Origin of the sequence: Limimaricola cinnabarinus, assembly GCF_047631075.1 — a bacterium.
GTDB lineage: Bacteria > Pseudomonadota > Alphaproteobacteria > Rhodobacterales > Rhodobacteraceae > Limimaricola > Limimaricola cinnabarinus.
This window is the reverse complement of sequence record NZ_JBLHYX010000019.1, coordinates 26,228-42,934: the sequence shown is the minus strand read 5'-3', so window position 1 is coordinate 42,934 and position 16,707 is coordinate 26,228. Positions and strand designations below refer to the sequence as shown.

Below are 16,707 nucleotides of genomic sequence, written 5' to 3'. Positions count from 1 at the left end.
CCAGCGGGAACCAGAATGACAGATGTGAATGCGAAGACGATCGGCAAGCAGAGCGGAGCCCGACCGGGTCGGCTGCGGCTGATCCTGCTCGTGCTGCTCTCCGTGCTCGCGCTGGGTGGCGGTCTCGTCGCGGCGGTGGGCCCGGCGCGGATCATGGAACTTGCCGGGTTGGGCGGGGGCGATGAGGCCGGAGCGCCCGACGATGCCGAGGCGGGGGAAGTCGACGCGGCGTCCAAGGACGCGCCTTCGCCGCTCGCCACCGACCCGTCGCGCATGGCGATGCCCTTCGAGGAGATCATCGTCAACATCACCGCGACCACGGCTTCGGGCCGCCAGACCAGCCGGTTTCTCAAGCTCGACCTCGCGCTGATCTACGATCAGGCTACCCCCGACGCCGCCCGGCTGCAGGAGCGGCAGGTCTACATGCGCGACAGCTTTCAGGATTACCTGCGCACCTTGGACGAGCGTGACCTGCGCGGCAGCCTCGGGCTGGCGGATCTCAAATCCGAGCTGCTGCGCCGCGCCCGAGCCGTGTCCGGCGGTGAGGCCCCGCGCGAGATCCTCGTCTCCGACATGATCATCCAGTAGGAATGACCGCCATGAACCAGCGCACGCTCAGAGAGCCCGAGGGCGGCCTGTCGGACGGCAGCATCGAGGAGCAGATCATCCAGATGGCCTCGCTCAGCTACGAGCGGCTGCCGCTTCTGGAAGCCATCTTTGACCGCTACGCGCTGGCCTTGGGCAGCGCGTTCAAGAGCTTTGCGGCGATGCCGACCGAAGCGACGCTGACGGCCTTCGATTACCTGCCCTGCGCGCCTGCCCTCGAAGCCATCGGTGGCCCGGCCCTGACGGCGGTGGTGCGGGCCGAGCCTTGGGACGGGCGCATCGGGGTGGCGATCTCACCCGATCTTCTGTTCTCGGTACTCGAAATCATGCTCGGCGGGCGCGGTGGCGGCGGTCACACTTGGAAGCCGCGCAGCTTTACCGCGATCGAGCGGCGATTCGGCCAACGCCTCGCAGAAATGGTGCTGGGCGAACTCGAGGCCGCTTTCGAGACGGTGGGCGGCGTGAAGCTTAAAGTCGATCACCTCGAAAACAGCCCCACCAACGCGGTTCTGGCCCCGCCCAACGCGCCGGCGGTGCGGATCACCTTGAAAGTGAGCCTCGAGGACCGCGGCGGCACCTTGGATTTCGTGATCCCCGACAGCACGCTGGAAACGGTGCGTCCGATGCTCTCGCAGAACTTTCCGGGCGGCGAACTGGGCGGCGACAATGGCTGGCGCGAGGCCTTGGGCCGCTCGATCGAGGGCTCGGAGGCGCGGATCACCGCCGTGCTGCACGAGGTGCGTGTCGGCCTGCGCACGGTTCTGGACTGGGCGCCCGGCGATGTCATTGACCTCGGGGTCGACATGGATCACGAGGCGACCGTATCGTGCAACGGTCGACCGATGTTCCGCGCCGCGATGGGGCGGCGCAAGAACGGGGCGGTGGCGCTGCGCGTGACCGACGATCTGGGCGATCAAGGAAAGGAGCGCGACGGTGAGCTTGCTGATTGACGCGATGATCCTGGCGATGCTGGCCGGTGTCTTGGGCTATGCCTGGATGGTGGACCGCCGGGTGCGGCTCCTGATGGAGACCCTGCGCGAGCTGCAGCCGATGATCACCGCCTATGCGGCGGCGGTCGACAAATCCGAGGAATCGGTGCGCGATCTGGGCAGCGTGGCGCGCAGCCTGAACGATCCGCCCGTGAAGGCCCCGCTCGCCGCCAGCCGCGACGCGGCCGCGCCCGCGGCCCGTGGCGACAAGCCCGCGACCCGCGGCGGCGACAAGGTCGCCCGCGCGGCCCGCGCCCGCGCGCAGGCTGCCGGGGTCACCCGCGTCACCGGCAAGACCGAGCTGGTGCAGGGCTTTTTCGACAGCGTGCGAGAGCGCGACCAGTGAACGCACCGCGCCCCTTCCAGATCGTGATCGGCGCCTTGGCGCTGGCCGGTGTCGCCAAAGCGTCGTTGCTAGTCGGCGATCTCGGCGCGCCGCGCCCCGACATCCCCACGCGTCCTGGCCTCTTCGTGAGCGCCGCGAACGCCGCGGCGGGCGATCCCGAACCCGAGCCCGCTACCGCGGCGGTGGCCCCCGCGATCCCCGAAAGCTGCGCCGCCCCCGAGGAGGTGCTCTCGGCCATCGCCACCGAACGCGGGCTCTTGGACGATCAGCGCGCCGCGCTCGACGAGCGCGCCTCCGAAATCGCGCTGGCCGAGGAGACGCTGTCGATCGAGATGGCGCGGCTGTCGGAGCTGCGCGGCGAACTCGAAGGGTTGATGACCAAGATCGACGAGGCCCGCGAGGCCGACGTGGCGCGCCTCGTGGCGCTCTATGTCAACATGAAGCCGCGCGACGCCGCGACGATCATGAACGATCTCGACATCGAAGTCGCGGTGACGGTGCTCGGCGCGATGCCCGAGCGCGACGCCGCGCCGGTTCTGGCCGCGATGAACGTGGTGCGCGCGCAGGCGATCTCGATGATCATCCTCGAACGTTCCAAGCTGCCGGGCGACCAGCGGCTCAACGGCATCCGGCTCCAGTAAGCTCCCCGGTCCTTCGGCCTTTCGGGCCTCAGTCTTCCTCGCGCAGCGCCGACCCTTCGGGCGGGGCGCGGCGGATGCGGCGCTTGAGATCCATGATGTAGCCGATGATCTCGGCCACCGCCTGCCAATGCTCGGCCGGGATCGCCTCGTCGACCTCGACCGCCGCGTGCAGCGCGCGGGCCAGCGGCTTGTTCTCGACGATGGTGACGTCGTTCTCGCGCGCGATGCGGCGGATCTGGGCCGCGATGAGATCGGCCCCCTTGGCGACGCAGACCGGCGCGGGATCGAGGCTGGGCGTGTAGCGCAGCGCCACCGCGTAGTGCGTCGGGTTGGTGAGCACCACGGTCGCCTGTGGCACCGCAGTGGCGATGCGCTGCTGCGCGCGCTTGCGCCGGATCTGGGCGCGCTTGCCCTTGATGTGCGGGTCGCCTTCGCTGTCCTTGTGCTCGTCGCGGATCTCCTTGAGGCTCATCCGCTGCTTGCGGATGTAGTCCATCCGCTTCCAGATGATGTCGATCAGCGCCACCACGGCGAGAAAGGCCGTCGCCCCTATGAGGATGCGCACCACGGCCCCGCGCGCATGCGGCAGAAGCGTTTCGGGCGCAAAGCCCGGCGTCTCCCAGATGTCCATCACCGAGGAGCGCACCGCCAGCAGGGCGATCACCGTGACCACCCCCACCTTGGCGATGTTCTTTCCGAACTCGACGAAGGCGTCGGCCGAGAACATCTTCTTGAAGCCCGATCCGGGGTTGAGCTTGGACAGCTTGGGCTTGATCCGCTCGAGCGCCACCACGGTCTGGCCCTGGATCAGCACCCCGAACAGTGCCGCGAGCACCATCACCAGCACGACGGGAGCCAGCGTCGTCAGCACGGTGCCGACGAGGTCCTGCGCCAGCCCGCTGATGTCGCGCAGCCCGGTGGTGCCCGAGCCGATCTCGATGCTGCCCGCGGAGCCGAGCAGCCCCGACAGATCGCCCGCGAGCCGGGGCAGCAGGCCCGGCAGAAGGTAGAGCGAGATGACGAGCAGCGCGAAGGCGCTCATCATGTTGCCGGTTTCCTTGGAGGAGGGGACATCGCCCTTTTCGCGCGCCTTGCGCAGCTTGGCTTCGGTCGGCTCCTCGGTCTTGCTGCTCTTGTCTTCGTCGGACACCGCGCCCTCCTTAGAAGCTGAAGCCCGCGAGCCAGTCGGCCAGCGCCTGCATGGTTCCCGATAGCATGGCCGGCCCCGCCGCGACGAGGCCCAGCAGACCGGTCGCGATCAGGATCGGCGCGGCGACGAAGAACACCGGCAGGCTCGGCATCGCGCGGTTTGCCAGCCCCATCCCGAGATTGAGCACCAGCGACAGCACGTAGAAGGGGGCCGCGAGAGAGACCCCGAGATAAAAGCTCTGCGCCACCGCACGCACCATCTGCTGCGCCAGATCGCCGAGCATCAGCCGGCCGGGCGGAAACAATTCGTAGCTGTCAATCAGCGCGCGGATCATCAGATGGTGCAGCTCGGTCGCGAAGATCAGCGCCACGCCCGCCATCAAGAGCACCCCGGCGATCAGCGTCGATCCCTCGAAGCTGCCGGAGCCGGGGGCGAAGGCGTTGGACAGGCCCGCCACCATGCCGATCTGATAGCCCGCGAATTGCAGTGCCGAGAACAGGATGCGCGCCGTGGTGCCGATCCAGATCCCGATGGTGATCTCGATCGCGAACATCGACAATAGCACCACGGGCGCGGTCTCGGCCTGTCCGCCGGTCGGCACCAGCGGCGCCACCGCCGCGCTGAGCGCGAGGCCGAACAAGAGCCGGTGCCGGGGCGGGATGGTCTGTTCGCCGAAGCCCGGCAGAAACATCAGCGCCGCGCCCAGCCGCGCGAAGACGAGGCCCGCGGCCAGCACCTGCGACACGAGGAACTCGGCGAGGTCCAAGCCCTAGCCGCCGATGGTGGCGACGGTGCGCAGCGCGGCCTTCCGGTGCACGTCGTTATGCGAGATCACCTGCGTCATCGGGCTGACGCGCTCGAGCATGGAGCGTACGAAGGAACGGACCTCGGGGCTGACCATCAGCGCGGGCCATTCGTCCTGCTGGGCAAAACGCTGGATCTCCTTGCGCGCCTCGAGCACGAACTCCTGCACCCGCTGCGGCGACATCAGGAAATTGCGCTCCTCGCCATTCATCCGCACCGCGCCGTTGAACTCGGTCTCCCACGAGGACGACATGGTGATCACCGGCACGAAGCCCGACGGATCGGTCAGCGCGTGGCAGATCTGGTTCGACAGGCGGCGGCGCACATGTTCGGTGATCAGCGTCACCGACGAGGTGGTGCGCCCGGCCTCGGCGATCGCCTCGACGATCAGTGGCAGGTTGCGGATCGAGATCCGCTCGAGGAGCAGCGCCTGCAGCACGTGCTGCACGAGGATCGTCGGGCTGGTGCCCGAGATTTCGCCGGCAAGCTTCTGATAGGGGCGCGGCAGCCCTTCGATCAGCTCCTGCACCGCGCCATAGGTCAGAAGCTCAGGCATGTGCTGCTTGATGATCTCGGTCAGATGCGTGGTGATGACGCTTTCGGGGTCGACCACGGTGCAGCCCGCGGCCTCGGCCTCGTCGGCGAGGGCCTGATCGACCCAGACCACCTCGAGCCCGAAGGTCGGGTCCTTGGTGCGCTGGCCCGGAAGCTCGATCCCGGCCTCGGCGGGGTTGATCACCATCATGCCGGTGGCGCGGATCTCGGAGGTGGCGGCGGCCACGCCCTGCACGGTGATGGCATAGCTGTCGGAGGCCAGCGACGGGTCGTCCTTGATCCGCACCGAAGGCAGCACGAAGCCGAAGTCACGCGCGAAGAGATGGCGCAGGCTCTTGATCTTGCCGGGCAGGGCGGCGTCGGGCCGGTTGATCAGCGGCACCAGCGCGCCGCCCAGGTCAAGCCGCAGGTCGTCGAGCTTGAGCGTCTGCTGAACGTCGTCCTCGGGGTCCTTGGTGGCGGCCTGCGCGCTTTCCACCGCCTGCACCGCCTCGCGTTCGAGCCGGGCCTTGGCCTCGCGATCCATGACATATCCCAAGCCCGCCATCATCGCCGCGAGGATCGCGAAGACGGGCAGGGGAAAGCCCGGCAGCAGGCCGATGCCGCACAGAAGCCCCGCCGCCATGTAGAGCGCCTTGGGAAACTTGCCGAGCTGGGCCAGCACCGCCTCGTTGGCCGCGCCCTCGGTGCCGCCCTTGGTGACGATGAGACCGGCGGCGAGAGAGACGATGAGCGCGGGGATCTGGCTCACCAGACCGTCGCCGATGGTCAGGGTGGTATAGACGTTGGCTGCCTCGCCGATCGGCAGCCCGTGCTGGACCACGCCGATCAGGATGCCGCCGACGATGTTGATCATGGTGATGATCAGGCCCGCCACGGCGTCGCCGCGCACGAATTTCGACGCGCCGTCCATCGCCCCGAAGAAACCGCTCTCGTCTTCGAGCTCCTTGCGGCGTTTCTTGGCCACGTCCTCGTCGATCAGCCCCGCGCCGAGATCGGCGTCGATCGCCATCTGCTTGCCCGGCATCGCGTCGAGCGAGAACCGCGCCGCCACTTCGGCGATCCGGGTCGAGCCCTTGGAGATGACGATGAAGTTGATCACCACGAGGATCGCGAAGATCACGATGCCGATCACGAAGCTGCCCGCGACGATGAAGCGTGAAAACCCTTCGATCACGCCGCCCGCAGCACCGGGCCCGGTATGGCCCTGGCTCAGGATCAGCCGGGTCGAGGCGACGTTGAGCGACAGGCGCAGCATGGTCACGACGAGGAGCAGCGTCGGAAAGCTGTTGAAATCGAGCGGGCGCGGGATCCACAGCGCCACCATCAGGATCAGCGCCGAGAGCGCCAGCGACACCGCAAGACCGAGGTCGAGCAGTACCGAGGGCAGCGGCACGAAGAGCACGGCGAGAACCGCCGTGACGCCGAGCGCGAAGCCCACGTCACGGTTGGCAAGACCCATGGTGACGAACGCCGATGGGCCTTTGGGCTTGGGAGCGGGGGTCGGGCTCATGCGCGCCTCACGAGGAAGGGGTGGCGATGGACATCACCGGTCTGAGCGGCGCGTCGCTGTAGATGCCGAAGCGCGCGCCGCCGCCTTGCGCGCCGCCTGCCGACCAACCCCGCCGCATCGACCCTGCGCCCGGTTGGCGGGGGGCGGGCGCCAGCACCGGTGCGCCGGACGCGCCGGGCGCGGCGATGTCGCGAAACCCCGCGATCCGCTCGTTGGCGATCTCGACGTTGCGACGCAGCGCCGCGAGATAGACCCCTTGGGCCTCTGGCGTGCGCGAATGATAGGCGCCTGCCGCAGCTGTCCAGTCGCCGAACTCCTCGAACAATCCGCGCAGGAAACGCGCGGCGTATTCGACGTTCTGCGCCGGATCGAAGCCCTGACCCGCATCGGCAAAGGCGTCCGGATGCCAACGCAGGTTGATCTGCATGCAGCCCACATCAATGCTTTCGATCCCGGCTGCGCGCCGCTCGGCAATCCAGCCCAGCGCCGCGTCGCGGCTGTCGAACAGCCGGCCTTCTCCGGCCGCGTTGACCGCCCATGGCCAGATCGTGAGATGGCCGCCGCGCGTCACCCCCGCCTCCTGAATGCCGATCGCCAGAAGCAGGTTGCCGGGAATGCGGTGGCGCAGCTGCGCGCGCAGGATCTCGGCCACGCAGACGCCGCGTTCGAGCGGTGCGCCGCGCGCATCGGCCCCCGCGACGGCGCTCGACGCCGCGAGCGATCCGCTGCCGCGATAGAAATCGCCCCAGCCGGCAAGGCCGGGCCGGGGCACCAGCGCCGCGACGAGCGAGAGGGCCAGCGCGAGGTGTTTCATGCGCCGCCGCTCGCGATCAGGTCGAACACCCGGTCCGACAGCCGCGTCAACGTCGCGTAGATGAAGGGGGTGGCGGCAAGCAGGCCGAGAAAGATCGCCGCGATCTTGGGCACGAAGGTCAGCGTCATTTCCTGAACCTGCGTCAGCGCCTGAAAAAAGGCGATGACGAGGCCGACGCCCAGCGCCAGCGCGAGGATCGGGCCCGAGCCGATCAGCACGGTGAGGATCGTGTCCGACAGGATGTCGTAGGTGTCGCTCTCGTTCATCGTCGCCCCCGCGTCCCCGTCGGCGCCGCGATCAGATCGGCATCCGCATGATTTCCTGATACGCCTCGATGACCTTGTCGCGCATCGAGACCATCATCTTCACGGTGCTCTCCAGCTCCAGGGTCGCTTCGACGACGCGCTGGGTGCCGACCTCGCCGGTCAAGCCCTTCTGCGCGACCGCCTCGGCCTCCCGGATGGTCTGGACCGTGTTCGTGGTGGCGTCGCGCAGCATGTCGGAAAAGCTCTCGCTCTTGCCGGTCGCGTCCGCCGCGCCGGCCAGACCCGACAGCTCCTGCGAGGAGCGGTAGGCGCCGCGGACGTTGGAAGTAGAGAGGATCGACGAAAACTCGGTCATCGGTCAGCCTTATCTGAGAAGGTCGAGCATCTGGGTGCGCATGTCGCGCCCCGCCTCGAACATGTTCATGTTCGCCTCGTAGCTGCGCGACGCCTCGCGCATGTTGCTCATTTCGAGGATCGGGTTCACGTTGGGCATCTTGACCATGCCCTTGGCGTCCGCCGCCGGATGCGCGGGGTCGTGCACCAGCGCGAAGGGGCTCTTGTCGCGGCCGATCTCTTCGACCTTGACCATGGAGGCGCCCATCTCGCGATCGACCAGCTCCTCGAAGGCAAGGGTCTTGCGGCGATAGGCGTCGGCGCCCGGCGTATTGCCGGTCGAGTCGGCGTTGGCGACGTTCTCGGACACGACCTTGAGGCGTTCGCCCTGCGCCCGCATGCCGCTGGCGGCGATGGCGCTGATCGAGGAAAGCGGGTCCATGGCGGTCTCCTATGCGCTCAGCGCTGGCCGGTGACGGAAAGGGTGAGCAGATCGTGGCCTTTGCGGTAGAGCTGCGCCGCGAGGCGGTAGCTTTCGCTGACCTCGGCGGCCTTCACGGTCTGCTGTTCGAGCACGACGGTGTTGCCGTCGATCGAACGCTCCCACGCGGCGGCGTCGGTCATCACCCGCGGTCCGCCATGGCCGCCGCTGCCGGTGGCGATATGCCGGGCGTTGGTTGTGGTCATGCCCGATTGCGTGCCCGCCAGCACCGAATCGAACCCCGCCACCTCCTTGGCTAGAAAGTCGGGCGTGTTGGCGTTGGCGACGTTCTCGGAGATCACCTTCTGCCGCGCCGCGAGCCAATCGAGGCGTTTCGAGGCAAGAGCAAAGAAGGACATGCTATCGAGCATTTGCGTTTCCTTTCCAGTCGAGCATGGATAGCATGTATAAATCGGCATGACTACCGGGGTGAGTTCCATGCAAACCGCATTTTCGGACCTGACGTCGCAACTGCGCAACGCTCCGGAGGCACGCGTCACCGGCGAGGTGCGCGCGGTGCTGGGCCTGTCGCTCACGGTAAGCGGGCTGGAGCGCGCGGTCGGCATCGGCGGGCGCTGCACGGTGCATGGCGCGCGCGGCCCGGTGCTGGGCGAGGTGGTGGGCGTCGATGCGCGCGGCACGCATCTTCTGCCCTTCGGCTCATGGGCCGGGGTGGTGGTGGGCGACAAGGTCGAGAGCAGCCCGCGCGGCGATCTCGTGCGCCCCGATGCGGGCTGGATCGGCCGCGTGGTCAACGCGCTGGGCGATCCGCTCGACGGGCGCGGGCCGCTGATGGAGGGCGACGCGCCGCGCATGGTGCGCGCCGGCCCCCCCGCCGCCTTCGCGCGGCGCCGGGTCGGTGCGCGGCTCGACACCGGCATCAAGACGCTCGACGTCTTCGTGCCACTGTGCCGGGGCCAGCGCATGGGCGTTTTCGCGGGCTCGGGCGTCGGCAAATCGACCCTGATGGCGATGCTGGCGCGCGGCGCGCAGGCCGACGTGATCGTCGTCGGCCTCGTCGGCGAGCGCGGCCGCGAGGTGCAGGATTTCATCCAGGAGGATCTCGGCGCGCAGGGCATGGCGCGCTCGGTCATGATTGTCTCCACCGGCGACGAACCGCCGCTCATGCGCCGTCAGGCGGCCTGGACCGCCACGGCGGTAGCCGAGCATTTCCGCGATCAGGGCCTGCAGGTGCTGCTGCTTCTGGACAGCGTCACCCGTTTCGCCATGGCGCAGCGCGAGATCGGCCTCGCGGCGGGCGAGCCGCCGACCGCCAAGGGCTACCCGCCCACGGTCTTCGCCGAGCTGCCGCAGCTTCTCGAACGCTCGGGCCCCGGCGCCGAGGGGCAGGGCGACATCACCGGGCTCTACACGGTTCTGGTCGATGGCGACGACATGAACGAACCGGTGGCCGACGCGGTGCGCGGCGTGCTCGACGGTCATGTCGTGCTCGACCGCGCCATCGCCGAGCAGGGCCGCTTTCCGGCCGTCAACATTCAGAAAAGCATTTCGCGGATGCTGCCCGCCTGCCATTCGCCCGCCGAATACGCGGTGCTGCAGGCGGCAAGGCGCAGCCTCGCGCGGCATGCCGACATGGAGGAGCTGATCCGCATCGGCGCCTACAAGGCCGGCTCGGACGAAGAGGTCGATGCCGCGATCCGCTTCGCCGGTCCCGCCGACAGCTTCCTGAGCCAGCGCAAGGGCGAGGCGATGATCGCCGACGAGAGCTTTGCCGAGATCTACCGTATGCTGAGCGAGGCGGGGATCAACGTGGCGCTGCCCAAGTCGCCCGCCCCGCTCAGGCGCGTGGGGCAGACACCCGCCTGAGGGGGCTTTCGCCGCCGCGCATGGGGGGCTAGACGGGTCCGCTCGAACCGGCCCGGCGGGGCCGCTCTTTGCGGAGACATCTCATGACCCCTACGGCCTGCGGCATCGATTTCGGCACCTCCAACTCCACCATGGGTCTCGGTGCGGCGCGCGGCGCGGCGCTGATCGCGCTCGAAGGCGAGGAAACGACCCTTCCCAGCGCCGTGTTCTGGGAAGTGGACGACCCCGCTCCGATCTTCGGGCGCGCCGCGATTTCGGCCTATGCGTCGGGCGAGGAGGGGCGGCTGCTGCGTGGGTTGAAAAGCACGCTGGGCTCGTCGCTCATCACCGAGCGCACCGCCATCGGCCGCCGCTCGGTGAGCTTCGTGGAGATCTTGGGCCATTACTTCGGCCACCTGCGCGCCCGGCTCGATGCCGTGGCGCCGGGGGTGGAGCGAGCCGTGCTGGGCCGCCCCGTGCATTTCGTCGATGACGACGCGGAGGGGGACCGCGCCGCGCAAGGCGCGCTCGAAGAAATCGCGCGGGGGGCCGGGTTCACCGAAATCGGCTTTCAATACGAGCCCATCGCGGCGGCGCTGCATTACGAGAGCGGTATTTCTGCCGAAGAGCTGGTGCTGATCGTCGATATCGGCGGCGGCACCTCGGACTTCTCGGTGGTGCGTGTCGGCCCCGAACGCGTCACGCGCGCAGACCGCGCCGGTGACATCCTCGCCAATGACGGCATCCGCGTCGGCGGCACCGATCTCGACCGATTGCTGAGCCTTGCCGCCGCGATGCCGCATCTGGGGCTCGGGAGCCCGATCCGCGGCGGCAAGGGCGACATGCCGCGCCACTACTACGTCGATTTCGCCACGTGGCACCGCATCAACCGCCTTTATGCCGCGCGGGCGCTGTCGGACCTCAAGGCGCTCTTGCGGGAAGCCGACGCGCCCGAGCGGGTGGGCCGCATGGTCCGCGCGGTCGAGGATCGGCGCGGTCACGCGTTGGCGATGGCGGTCGAGGGGGTGAAGGTGGCGCTATCGGACGATGAGGCCACGCGGCTCGAACTCAAACCGCTGGTCGGCGGGCCGAACCCCGTCGTGACGCGCGAGCTGTTCGAGGAGGCGGTGGCAGCACCCTTGGAGCGGATCGGCGCGCGGATCGGGACGGTTCTGGCGCAGGCCGGGATCGGCCCCGATGCGATCGGCACGGTGTTCATGACCGGCGGGTCGTCGCGCCTGCCCGCGCTGCGCACGCTGGTGGCCGCGCATCTGCCGGCGGCGCGGATCGCCACGGGCGACATGCTCGGCTCGGTCGGCACCGGCCTTGCGCTGGAGGCCGGTCGGCGCTTCGCCTGAAAGCCGCTTCACCCTCCAAATACTCAGATCCGCCCGGTCGGCTCGCCGCCAAGCGAAAGGCCCGGGCGATCCACCCGGGCCTTTGCCTGTCTGCCTGACATGCGGTTCAGAGCGGCCGCTTGATCCATCTCGAGATCACGCCGACGATGCCTTCGCGGAACAGCAGCACGCCGAGCACGAAGATCACGCCTTGGATCACTGTGACCCATGCCCCCATCGAGGCGAGGTAGTTCTGCATGGTCACCACGATGGTCGCACCGAGGAGCGGGCCGAACACCGTGCCGACCCCACCCAGAAGCGTCATCAGCACCACTTCGCCCGACATCGACCAATGCACATCCGTGAGCGAGGCGAGCTGGAACACCTGGCTCTTGGTGGCACCCGCGAGCCCCGCGAAGGCGGCCGAGAGCACGAAGACCATGAGCTTGTAGCGGTTGACCCGGTAGCCCAGCGAGATCGCGCGCGGCTCGTTCTCGCGGATCGCCTTGAGGACCTGCCCGAAGGGCGAATGCACGATGCGGTAGAGAAACAGGATGCCGCCGAAGGTCACGGCGAGCACGAGGTAGTAGAGTGCCTCGTTGCTGTCGACCGGGAAGATCCCGAAGAGCGAGCCGCGCGGCACCGACTGGATGCCATCCTCGCCGCCGGTGAAGTCGGCCTGCAGCGCAAAGAAGTAGAACATCTGCGCGAAGGCCAGCGTGACCATGGCAAAGTAGATCCCCTGCCGCCGGATCGCGAGCGAGCCGATCAGCAGCCCCAGCAGCGCGGCGGCCAGCGTGCCGACGAGGATCGAAGTCTCGGGCGTCCAGCCCCAGACCTTGGAGGCATGCGCCGCGACGTAGGAGGCCCCGCCGAAATAGGCCGCATGGCCGAAGGACAGGAGCCCGCCGAAGCCCAGAAGCAGGTTGAAGGCGGCGGCAAAGAGCGCGAAGCACATCACCTTCATCGCGAAGACCGGGTAGACCAGCAGCGGCAGCACCGCGAGCAGCACAAAGAGCACGGCAAAGATCGCCATGTGCAGCTTGGGCATCCCGGCGGTGGCCGGACGCCGTTCGTTCGGGGCGGGTTGGATGTCGCTCACGCTCATCAGTTGTTCCTCCCGAACAGGCCTTCGGGCTTGATCATCAGCACGATGGCCATGATCACGAAGATGACGACGGCCGAACCGGCGGGATAGAACACCTTGGTCAGCCCCTCGATCACGCCAAGGCCGAAGCCGGTGACGATCGCCCCCATGATCGAGCCCATGCCGCCGATCACGACGACCGCGAAGACCACGATGATCAGGTCGGCGCCCATGTTCGGGTTGACCGAGTAGATCGGCGCCGCGAGCACGCCCGCAAAGCCCGCAAGAGCCACGCCGAAGCCGTAGGTCAGCATGATCATCAGCGGCACGTTGATGCCGAAGGCCCCCACGAGGGTCGGGTTCTCGGTTGCCGCGCGCAGATACGCGCCGAGCCGGGTCTTCTCGATCACGAACCACGTGCCGAAGCAGACGATGACCGAGGCCACCACGACCCAGCCGCGATAGTTTGGCAGGAACATGAAGCCGAGGTTCTGACCGCCCGAAAGCTGGTCGGGGATGGAGTAGGGCAGGCCCGAGATGCCATAATAATTGCGAAACAGCCCTTGGATGATCAACGCCACGCCGAAGGTCAGCAACAGGCCGTAGAGGTGGTCGAGGTGATACAGCCGCCGCAGCGCCAGCTTTTCGAGGATGATGCCAGTCGCGCCCACGATCACGGGGACGAGGATCAGCGCCCACCAGTAGTTGATGCCCAGATATTCGAGCAGCATCCATGCGACGAAGGCGCCGAGCATGTACTGCGCGCCATGGCTGAAATTGATGATGTTGAGGAGGCCGAAGATCACCGCGAGGCCGAGGGACAGGACGGCGTAGAACGAGCCGTTGATCAGCCCGAGCAGCAACTGCCCCATCAGAACCTGCGGCGGAATGCCTAGGAGGTCGAACATGCCTGTCCCGTTCTTGTCAGTTGGCCCCCGAAGGGGCGGGGGTGGGCGCGCCGCGACAGGCGCGCCCGATCAGGATCAGCTTTCGTTGACGAAGGCGCAGCCCGAACCTTCCATCAGCAGGAAGGCTTCCTCACCGGGGATGGTCGAGACGAGGTTGTAGAGATCCCACTCGCCAGTCGACTCGTCGGGCGTCTTGACCTCGTAGAGGTGCATGTCGTGGATCACCCGGCCATCCTCGCGCACGTAACCCTTGCCGAAGAGCGGATCGTCGAACTCGTTGGCCTTCATCCACTCGGCGACCACGTCGCCATCGGTCGAGCCGGTGGCCTCGACGCCTGCGAGATAATGCATGGTGCCCGAATAGACCCCGGCGTGAACCATGGTGGGCTTGGAGCCGAACTCCTCTTCGAAGCGGGCCGACCATTCGCGGGTCTGGTCATCGTGATCCCAATAGAACGCCTCGGTCAGCACGAGGCCCTGCGCGGTCTCGGCACCCAGCGCATGGACGTCGGTGATGAACATCAGCAATGCCGCGAGCGACTGACCCGACTGGGTGACGCCGAACTCGGCTGCCTGCTTGATGGCGTTGACCGTATCGCCGCCGGCATTGGCAAGGCCGATCACGTCGGCGCCAGAGGCCTGCGCCTGCAGCAGAAAGGACGAAAAGTCGGTCGCCGGGAAGGGGTGGCGCACCGAGCCGACGACCTCGCCGCCCGATTCCTCGACGATCTTCATCGTCTCTTCCTCGAGCGAGTGGCCGAAGGCGTAGTCGGCAGTCAGGAAGAACCACTTCTTGTCGCCGCGCTCGGTCACGGCACCGCCGGTGCCCTTGGCAAGTGCGGCGGTGTCGTAGGTCCAATGGATCGTGGTCGGCTGGCACTGCTCGCCGGTCAGGGCGGTCGAGCCCGCGCCGCTGTCGATCAGGATCTTGTTGGCCTGCGCGGTGATGTCGGCTACGGCGAGCGCGGTCGAGGAGGTCGGCACGTCGAGGATCGCGTCGACGCCATCCTGATCATACCATTGGCGCGCGATGTTCGACGCGATGTCGGGCTTGTTCTGGTGGTCGGCCGAGATCACCTCGACGTCGAGCCCCTTGGACTCCGCATCGAAATCGGCGACTGCCATGCGCGCCGCGACGACCGAGCCTTCGCCGGAAAGGTCGGCGTAGACGCCCGAGCGGTCGTTCAGCACGCCGAGCGTCACCTCGATGTTGTCTTGCGCCATCGCGGGCAGGCCGAAGGACGCGAGCGTAAGAGCACCAATTACAGTTTTTTTCATGTTTTCCTCCCAGTAGGCGGCGCTTTTCATGCGCCTTGCAAAGCTTTCAGACGCCCAGATAGGCGTGCAGCTTGTCGATGTTGGCGTCGAGTTCGGCGTTGGGGATCATGTCCACCACGCGGCCCTGATCGACGACGTAATGGCGATCGGCGACCGAGGCCGCGAAGCGGAAGTTCTGTTCCACCAGCACGATGGTGAAGCCCTCCTGCTTGAGCTGCCGGATCGTCGCGCCGATCTGCTGGACGATCACCGGGGCGAGGCCCTCGGTCGGCTCATCGAGCAGCAGAAGCTTGGCACCGGTGCGCAGGATGCGGGCGATGGCGAGCATCTGCTGCTCGCCGCCCGACAGCTTGGTGCCCTGGCTGCGCTTGCGCTCCAGAAGGTTCGGGAACAACTCGTAGATCCGCTCGACCGAGAGACCGCCATCGGCGATCTTGGGCGGCAGCATCAGGTTTTCCTCGACATTGAGCGAGGAGAAGATGCCGCGCTCCTCGGGGCACAGCGCGATGCCGAGCTTGGCGATGTGGCGCGGCTCGAGCTTGATCGTCTCGGTGCCGCGCATCGTGACCGAGCCGCTGCGCTTGGACAGGATGCCCATCACGGCAAGCAGCGTCGAGGTCTTGCCCGCGCCGTTGCGGCCCAGAAGCGTGACAACCTCGCCCTCGCGCACCTCGAAGTCGATGCCGTGCAGCACGTGGCTTTCGCCGTACCAGCCCTGAAGGCCCTCGACCTTGAGGAGCGCCGCGCCGGTGGCGGCGGGGCGGTGGGTCATCGTGGCGGCGTCAGTCATGTCCGGCTCCGATATAGGCGTCGATCACGTCGGGGGATTTCGACACGGCGGCGTAATCGCCCTCGGCAAGGATTTCGCCACGGGCCAAAACCGTAATCTTGTCAGAGAGATCCGCGACGACCTTGAGATTGTGCTCGACCATCAGGATGGTGCGGTTCGCGGCGATCCGCTTGATCAGCTGCGAAGTGCGTTCCACGTCCTCCTGACCCATGCCGGCCATCGGTTCGTCGAGCAGAAGCATCTGCGGATCGAGGGCCAGCGTCGTGGCGATCTCAAGGGCGCGCTTGCGGCCATAGGACAGCTCGCCCGCGCGATTGTCGGTGAACTCCGAAAGGCCCACTGCGTCGATATGCTCGCGCGCCTCGTCGTCGAACTGGGTCAATCCGCGCTCCGAGCGCCAGAAGTCGTAGCTGTCGCCACGCTTGCGCTGCAGCGCCACGCGCACGTTCTGCAGGACGCTGAGATCGGGAAACACCGCCGAGATCTGGAAGCTGCGGACCATGCCCAGCCGGGCGATGTCGGCGGGGGCCATCTTGGTGATGTCGCGCCCGTCATAGGTGATCGTGCCGCGCGTCGGCTGCAGGAACTTGGTCAGCAGGTTGAAGCAGGTGGTCTTGCCCGCGCCGTTGGGCCCGATCAGCGCATGGATCGAGCCGCGTTCGACGGTGAGATCGACCTTGTTGACGGCGACGAAGCCCTTGAATTCCTTGGTCAGCCCTTCGGCCTTCAGAACGGCGTCCATCAACGACCGCCCCGCGGTCGCGGCACGGCGAACGTGATCATCGTCACGGCCTTCCTCCCAGTATCCTCCCGCCTCCGTTTCTCCCCGGGCGGTTTGAATGAAGGCTAGGCAGCGGGCGGGGCGGCTGTCAACTGCGGGCTCGCGGATCGTGCCGCAGACGCGAGGTCAAGGCCATCTTGCGTGGAATTTCGGCAGGCAATGCCAAGAGTCCGGGCGATTTTTCCGATGCCGCACTGCATCGGGGCGTTGCGAGGCGAGGCT

General features: G+C 67.5%; 19 protein-coding genes. 6 read left to right on the top strand and 13 right to left on the bottom strand.

Annotated elements, in window-relative coordinates; all coding sequences use genetic code 11:
* Positions 1-15: 15 nt before the first annotated feature.
* Genes ACJASC_RS14510 through ACJASC_RS14495 form a run of 4 tightly spaced genes read left to right on the top strand, consistent with a single transcriptional unit; the run spans position 16 to position 2,582 of the window.
* Complete coding sequence (locus ACJASC_RS14510) at positions 16-588, top strand: flagellar basal body-associated FliL family protein (protein WP_415146629.1); 573 nt, start codon at positions 16-18, stop codon at positions 586-588.
* An 11-nt stretch (positions 589-599) separates the two neighbouring features.
* Positions 600-1,556 (top strand): flagellar motor switch protein FliM, encoded by a 957-nt coding sequence (locus ACJASC_RS14505; protein ID WP_415146628.1) that lies wholly within the window; start codon positions 600-602, stop codon positions 1,554-1,556.
* A complete protein-coding gene (locus ACJASC_RS14500) occupies positions 1,540-1,941 on the top strand; it encodes a hypothetical protein (RefSeq protein ID WP_021694178.1) in 402 nt (133 codons plus the stop codon). Before ACJASC_RS14505 ends, ACJASC_RS14500 begins: the two co-directional genes overlap by 17 nt.
* The gene (locus tag ACJASC_RS14495) at positions 1,938-2,582 is read left to right on the top strand and encodes a MotE family protein (RefSeq protein ID WP_021694177.1); all 645 of its coding nucleotides are present in this window, start codon (positions 1,938-1,940) and stop codon (positions 2,580-2,582) included. The genes ACJASC_RS14500 and ACJASC_RS14495 overlap by 4 nt, the downstream gene beginning before the upstream one ends.
* A 28-nt stretch (positions 2,583-2,610) precedes the next feature.
* Here ACJASC_RS14495 and flhB read toward each other — a convergent pair whose 3' ends face one another.
* The 8 genes from flhB to ACJASC_RS14455 are packed head-to-tail and all read right to left on the bottom strand — an operon-like array spanning position 2,611 to position 8,869.
* Positions 2,611-3,732 carry a flagellar biosynthesis protein FlhB gene (gene flhB, locus ACJASC_RS14490; RefSeq protein ID WP_415146627.1) on the bottom strand — a complete coding sequence of 374 codons (1,122 nt, stop codon included), beginning with the start codon at positions 3,730-3,732 and terminating at the stop codon, positions 2,611-2,613.
* Between the two features lie 10 nt (positions 3,733-3,742).
* A complete protein-coding gene (locus ACJASC_RS14485; RefSeq protein WP_415146626.1) occupies positions 3,743-4,498 on the bottom strand; it encodes a flagellar biosynthetic protein FliR in 756 nt (251 codons plus the stop codon).
* 3 nt (positions 4,499-4,501) lie between these two features.
* Complete coding sequence (gene flhA / locus ACJASC_RS14480; RefSeq protein WP_415146625.1) at positions 4,502-6,604, bottom strand: flagellar biosynthesis protein FlhA; 2,103 nt, start codon at positions 6,602-6,604, stop codon at positions 4,502-4,504.
* Between the two features lie 7 nt (positions 6,605-6,611).
* Positions 6,612-7,418, bottom strand: a complete 807-nt coding sequence (locus ACJASC_RS14475) for a lytic transglycosylase domain-containing protein (protein WP_415146624.1) — start codon at positions 7,416-7,418, stop codon at positions 6,612-6,614.
* On the bottom strand, positions 7,415-7,684 hold the full coding sequence (locus ACJASC_RS14470) for a flagellar biosynthetic protein FliQ (protein ID WP_415146623.1): 270 nt from the start codon (positions 7,682-7,684) through the stop codon (positions 7,415-7,417). The genes ACJASC_RS14475 and ACJASC_RS14470 overlap by 4 nt, the downstream gene beginning before the upstream one ends.
* 31 nt (positions 7,685-7,715) lie before the next feature.
* Positions 7,716-8,039, bottom strand: a complete 324-nt coding sequence (locus ACJASC_RS14465; protein ID WP_415146622.1) for a flagellar hook-basal body complex protein FliE — start codon at positions 8,037-8,039, stop codon at positions 7,716-7,718.
* Between the two features lie 9 nt (positions 8,040-8,048).
* On the bottom strand, positions 8,049-8,459 hold the full coding sequence (flgC, locus tag ACJASC_RS14460) for a flagellar basal body rod protein FlgC (protein WP_415146621.1): 411 nt from the start codon (positions 8,457-8,459) through the stop codon (positions 8,049-8,051).
* A 17-nt stretch (positions 8,460-8,476) separates the two neighbouring features.
* Positions 8,477-8,869: a flagellar basal body rod protein FlgB gene (locus ACJASC_RS14455; protein ID WP_021694169.1), complete on the bottom strand. Its 393-nt coding sequence runs from the start codon at positions 8,867-8,869 to the stop codon at positions 8,477-8,479.
* A 67-nt stretch (positions 8,870-8,936) separates the two neighbouring features.
* Between ACJASC_RS14455 and fliI the strand changes: the two genes are divergently transcribed.
* Both fliI and ACJASC_RS14445 read left to right on the top strand, forming a co-directional pair.
* Positions 8,937-10,325 (top strand): flagellar protein export ATPase FliI, encoded by a 1,389-nt coding sequence (gene fliI / locus ACJASC_RS14450; RefSeq protein ID WP_415146620.1) that lies wholly within the window; start codon positions 8,937-8,939, stop codon positions 10,323-10,325.
* An 83-nt stretch (positions 10,326-10,408) separates the two neighbouring features.
* Entirely contained in the window at positions 10,409-11,662 is a 1,254-nt protein-coding gene (locus ACJASC_RS14445; protein ID WP_415146619.1) for an Hsp70 family protein, read from the top strand.
* Positions 11,663-11,768: 106 nt separating this feature from the next.
* Here the strand turns inward: ACJASC_RS14445 and ACJASC_RS14440 are convergent, their stop codons facing one another.
* The 5 genes from ACJASC_RS14440 to ACJASC_RS14420 form a co-directional block, all read right to left on the bottom strand.
* A complete protein-coding gene (locus ACJASC_RS14440) occupies positions 11,769-12,749 on the bottom strand; it encodes a branched-chain amino acid ABC transporter permease (protein WP_110546477.1) in 981 nt (326 codons plus the stop codon).
* Positions 12,749-13,636 carry a branched-chain amino acid ABC transporter permease gene (locus tag ACJASC_RS14435; RefSeq protein ID WP_045320006.1) on the bottom strand — a complete coding sequence of 296 codons (888 nt, stop codon included), beginning with the start codon at positions 13,634-13,636 and terminating at the stop codon, positions 12,749-12,751. Before ACJASC_RS14435 ends, ACJASC_RS14440 begins: the two co-directional genes overlap by 1 nt.
* Before the next feature lie 75 nt (positions 13,637-13,711).
* Positions 13,712-14,914 (bottom strand): ABC transporter substrate-binding protein, encoded by a 1,203-nt coding sequence (locus ACJASC_RS14430; protein WP_415146618.1) that lies wholly within the window; start codon positions 14,912-14,914, stop codon positions 13,712-13,714.
* A 46-nt stretch (positions 14,915-14,960) separates the two neighbouring features.
* Positions 14,961-15,704, bottom strand: a complete 744-nt coding sequence (locus ACJASC_RS14425; protein WP_415146617.1) for an ABC transporter ATP-binding protein — start codon at positions 15,702-15,704, stop codon at positions 14,961-14,963.
* Positions 15,697-16,446, bottom strand: a complete 750-nt coding sequence (locus tag ACJASC_RS14420) for an ABC transporter ATP-binding protein (protein ID WP_021694163.1) — start codon at positions 16,444-16,446, stop codon at positions 15,697-15,699. Before ACJASC_RS14420 ends, ACJASC_RS14425 begins: the two co-directional genes overlap by 8 nt.
* Positions 16,447-16,707: the final 261 nt, after the last annotated feature.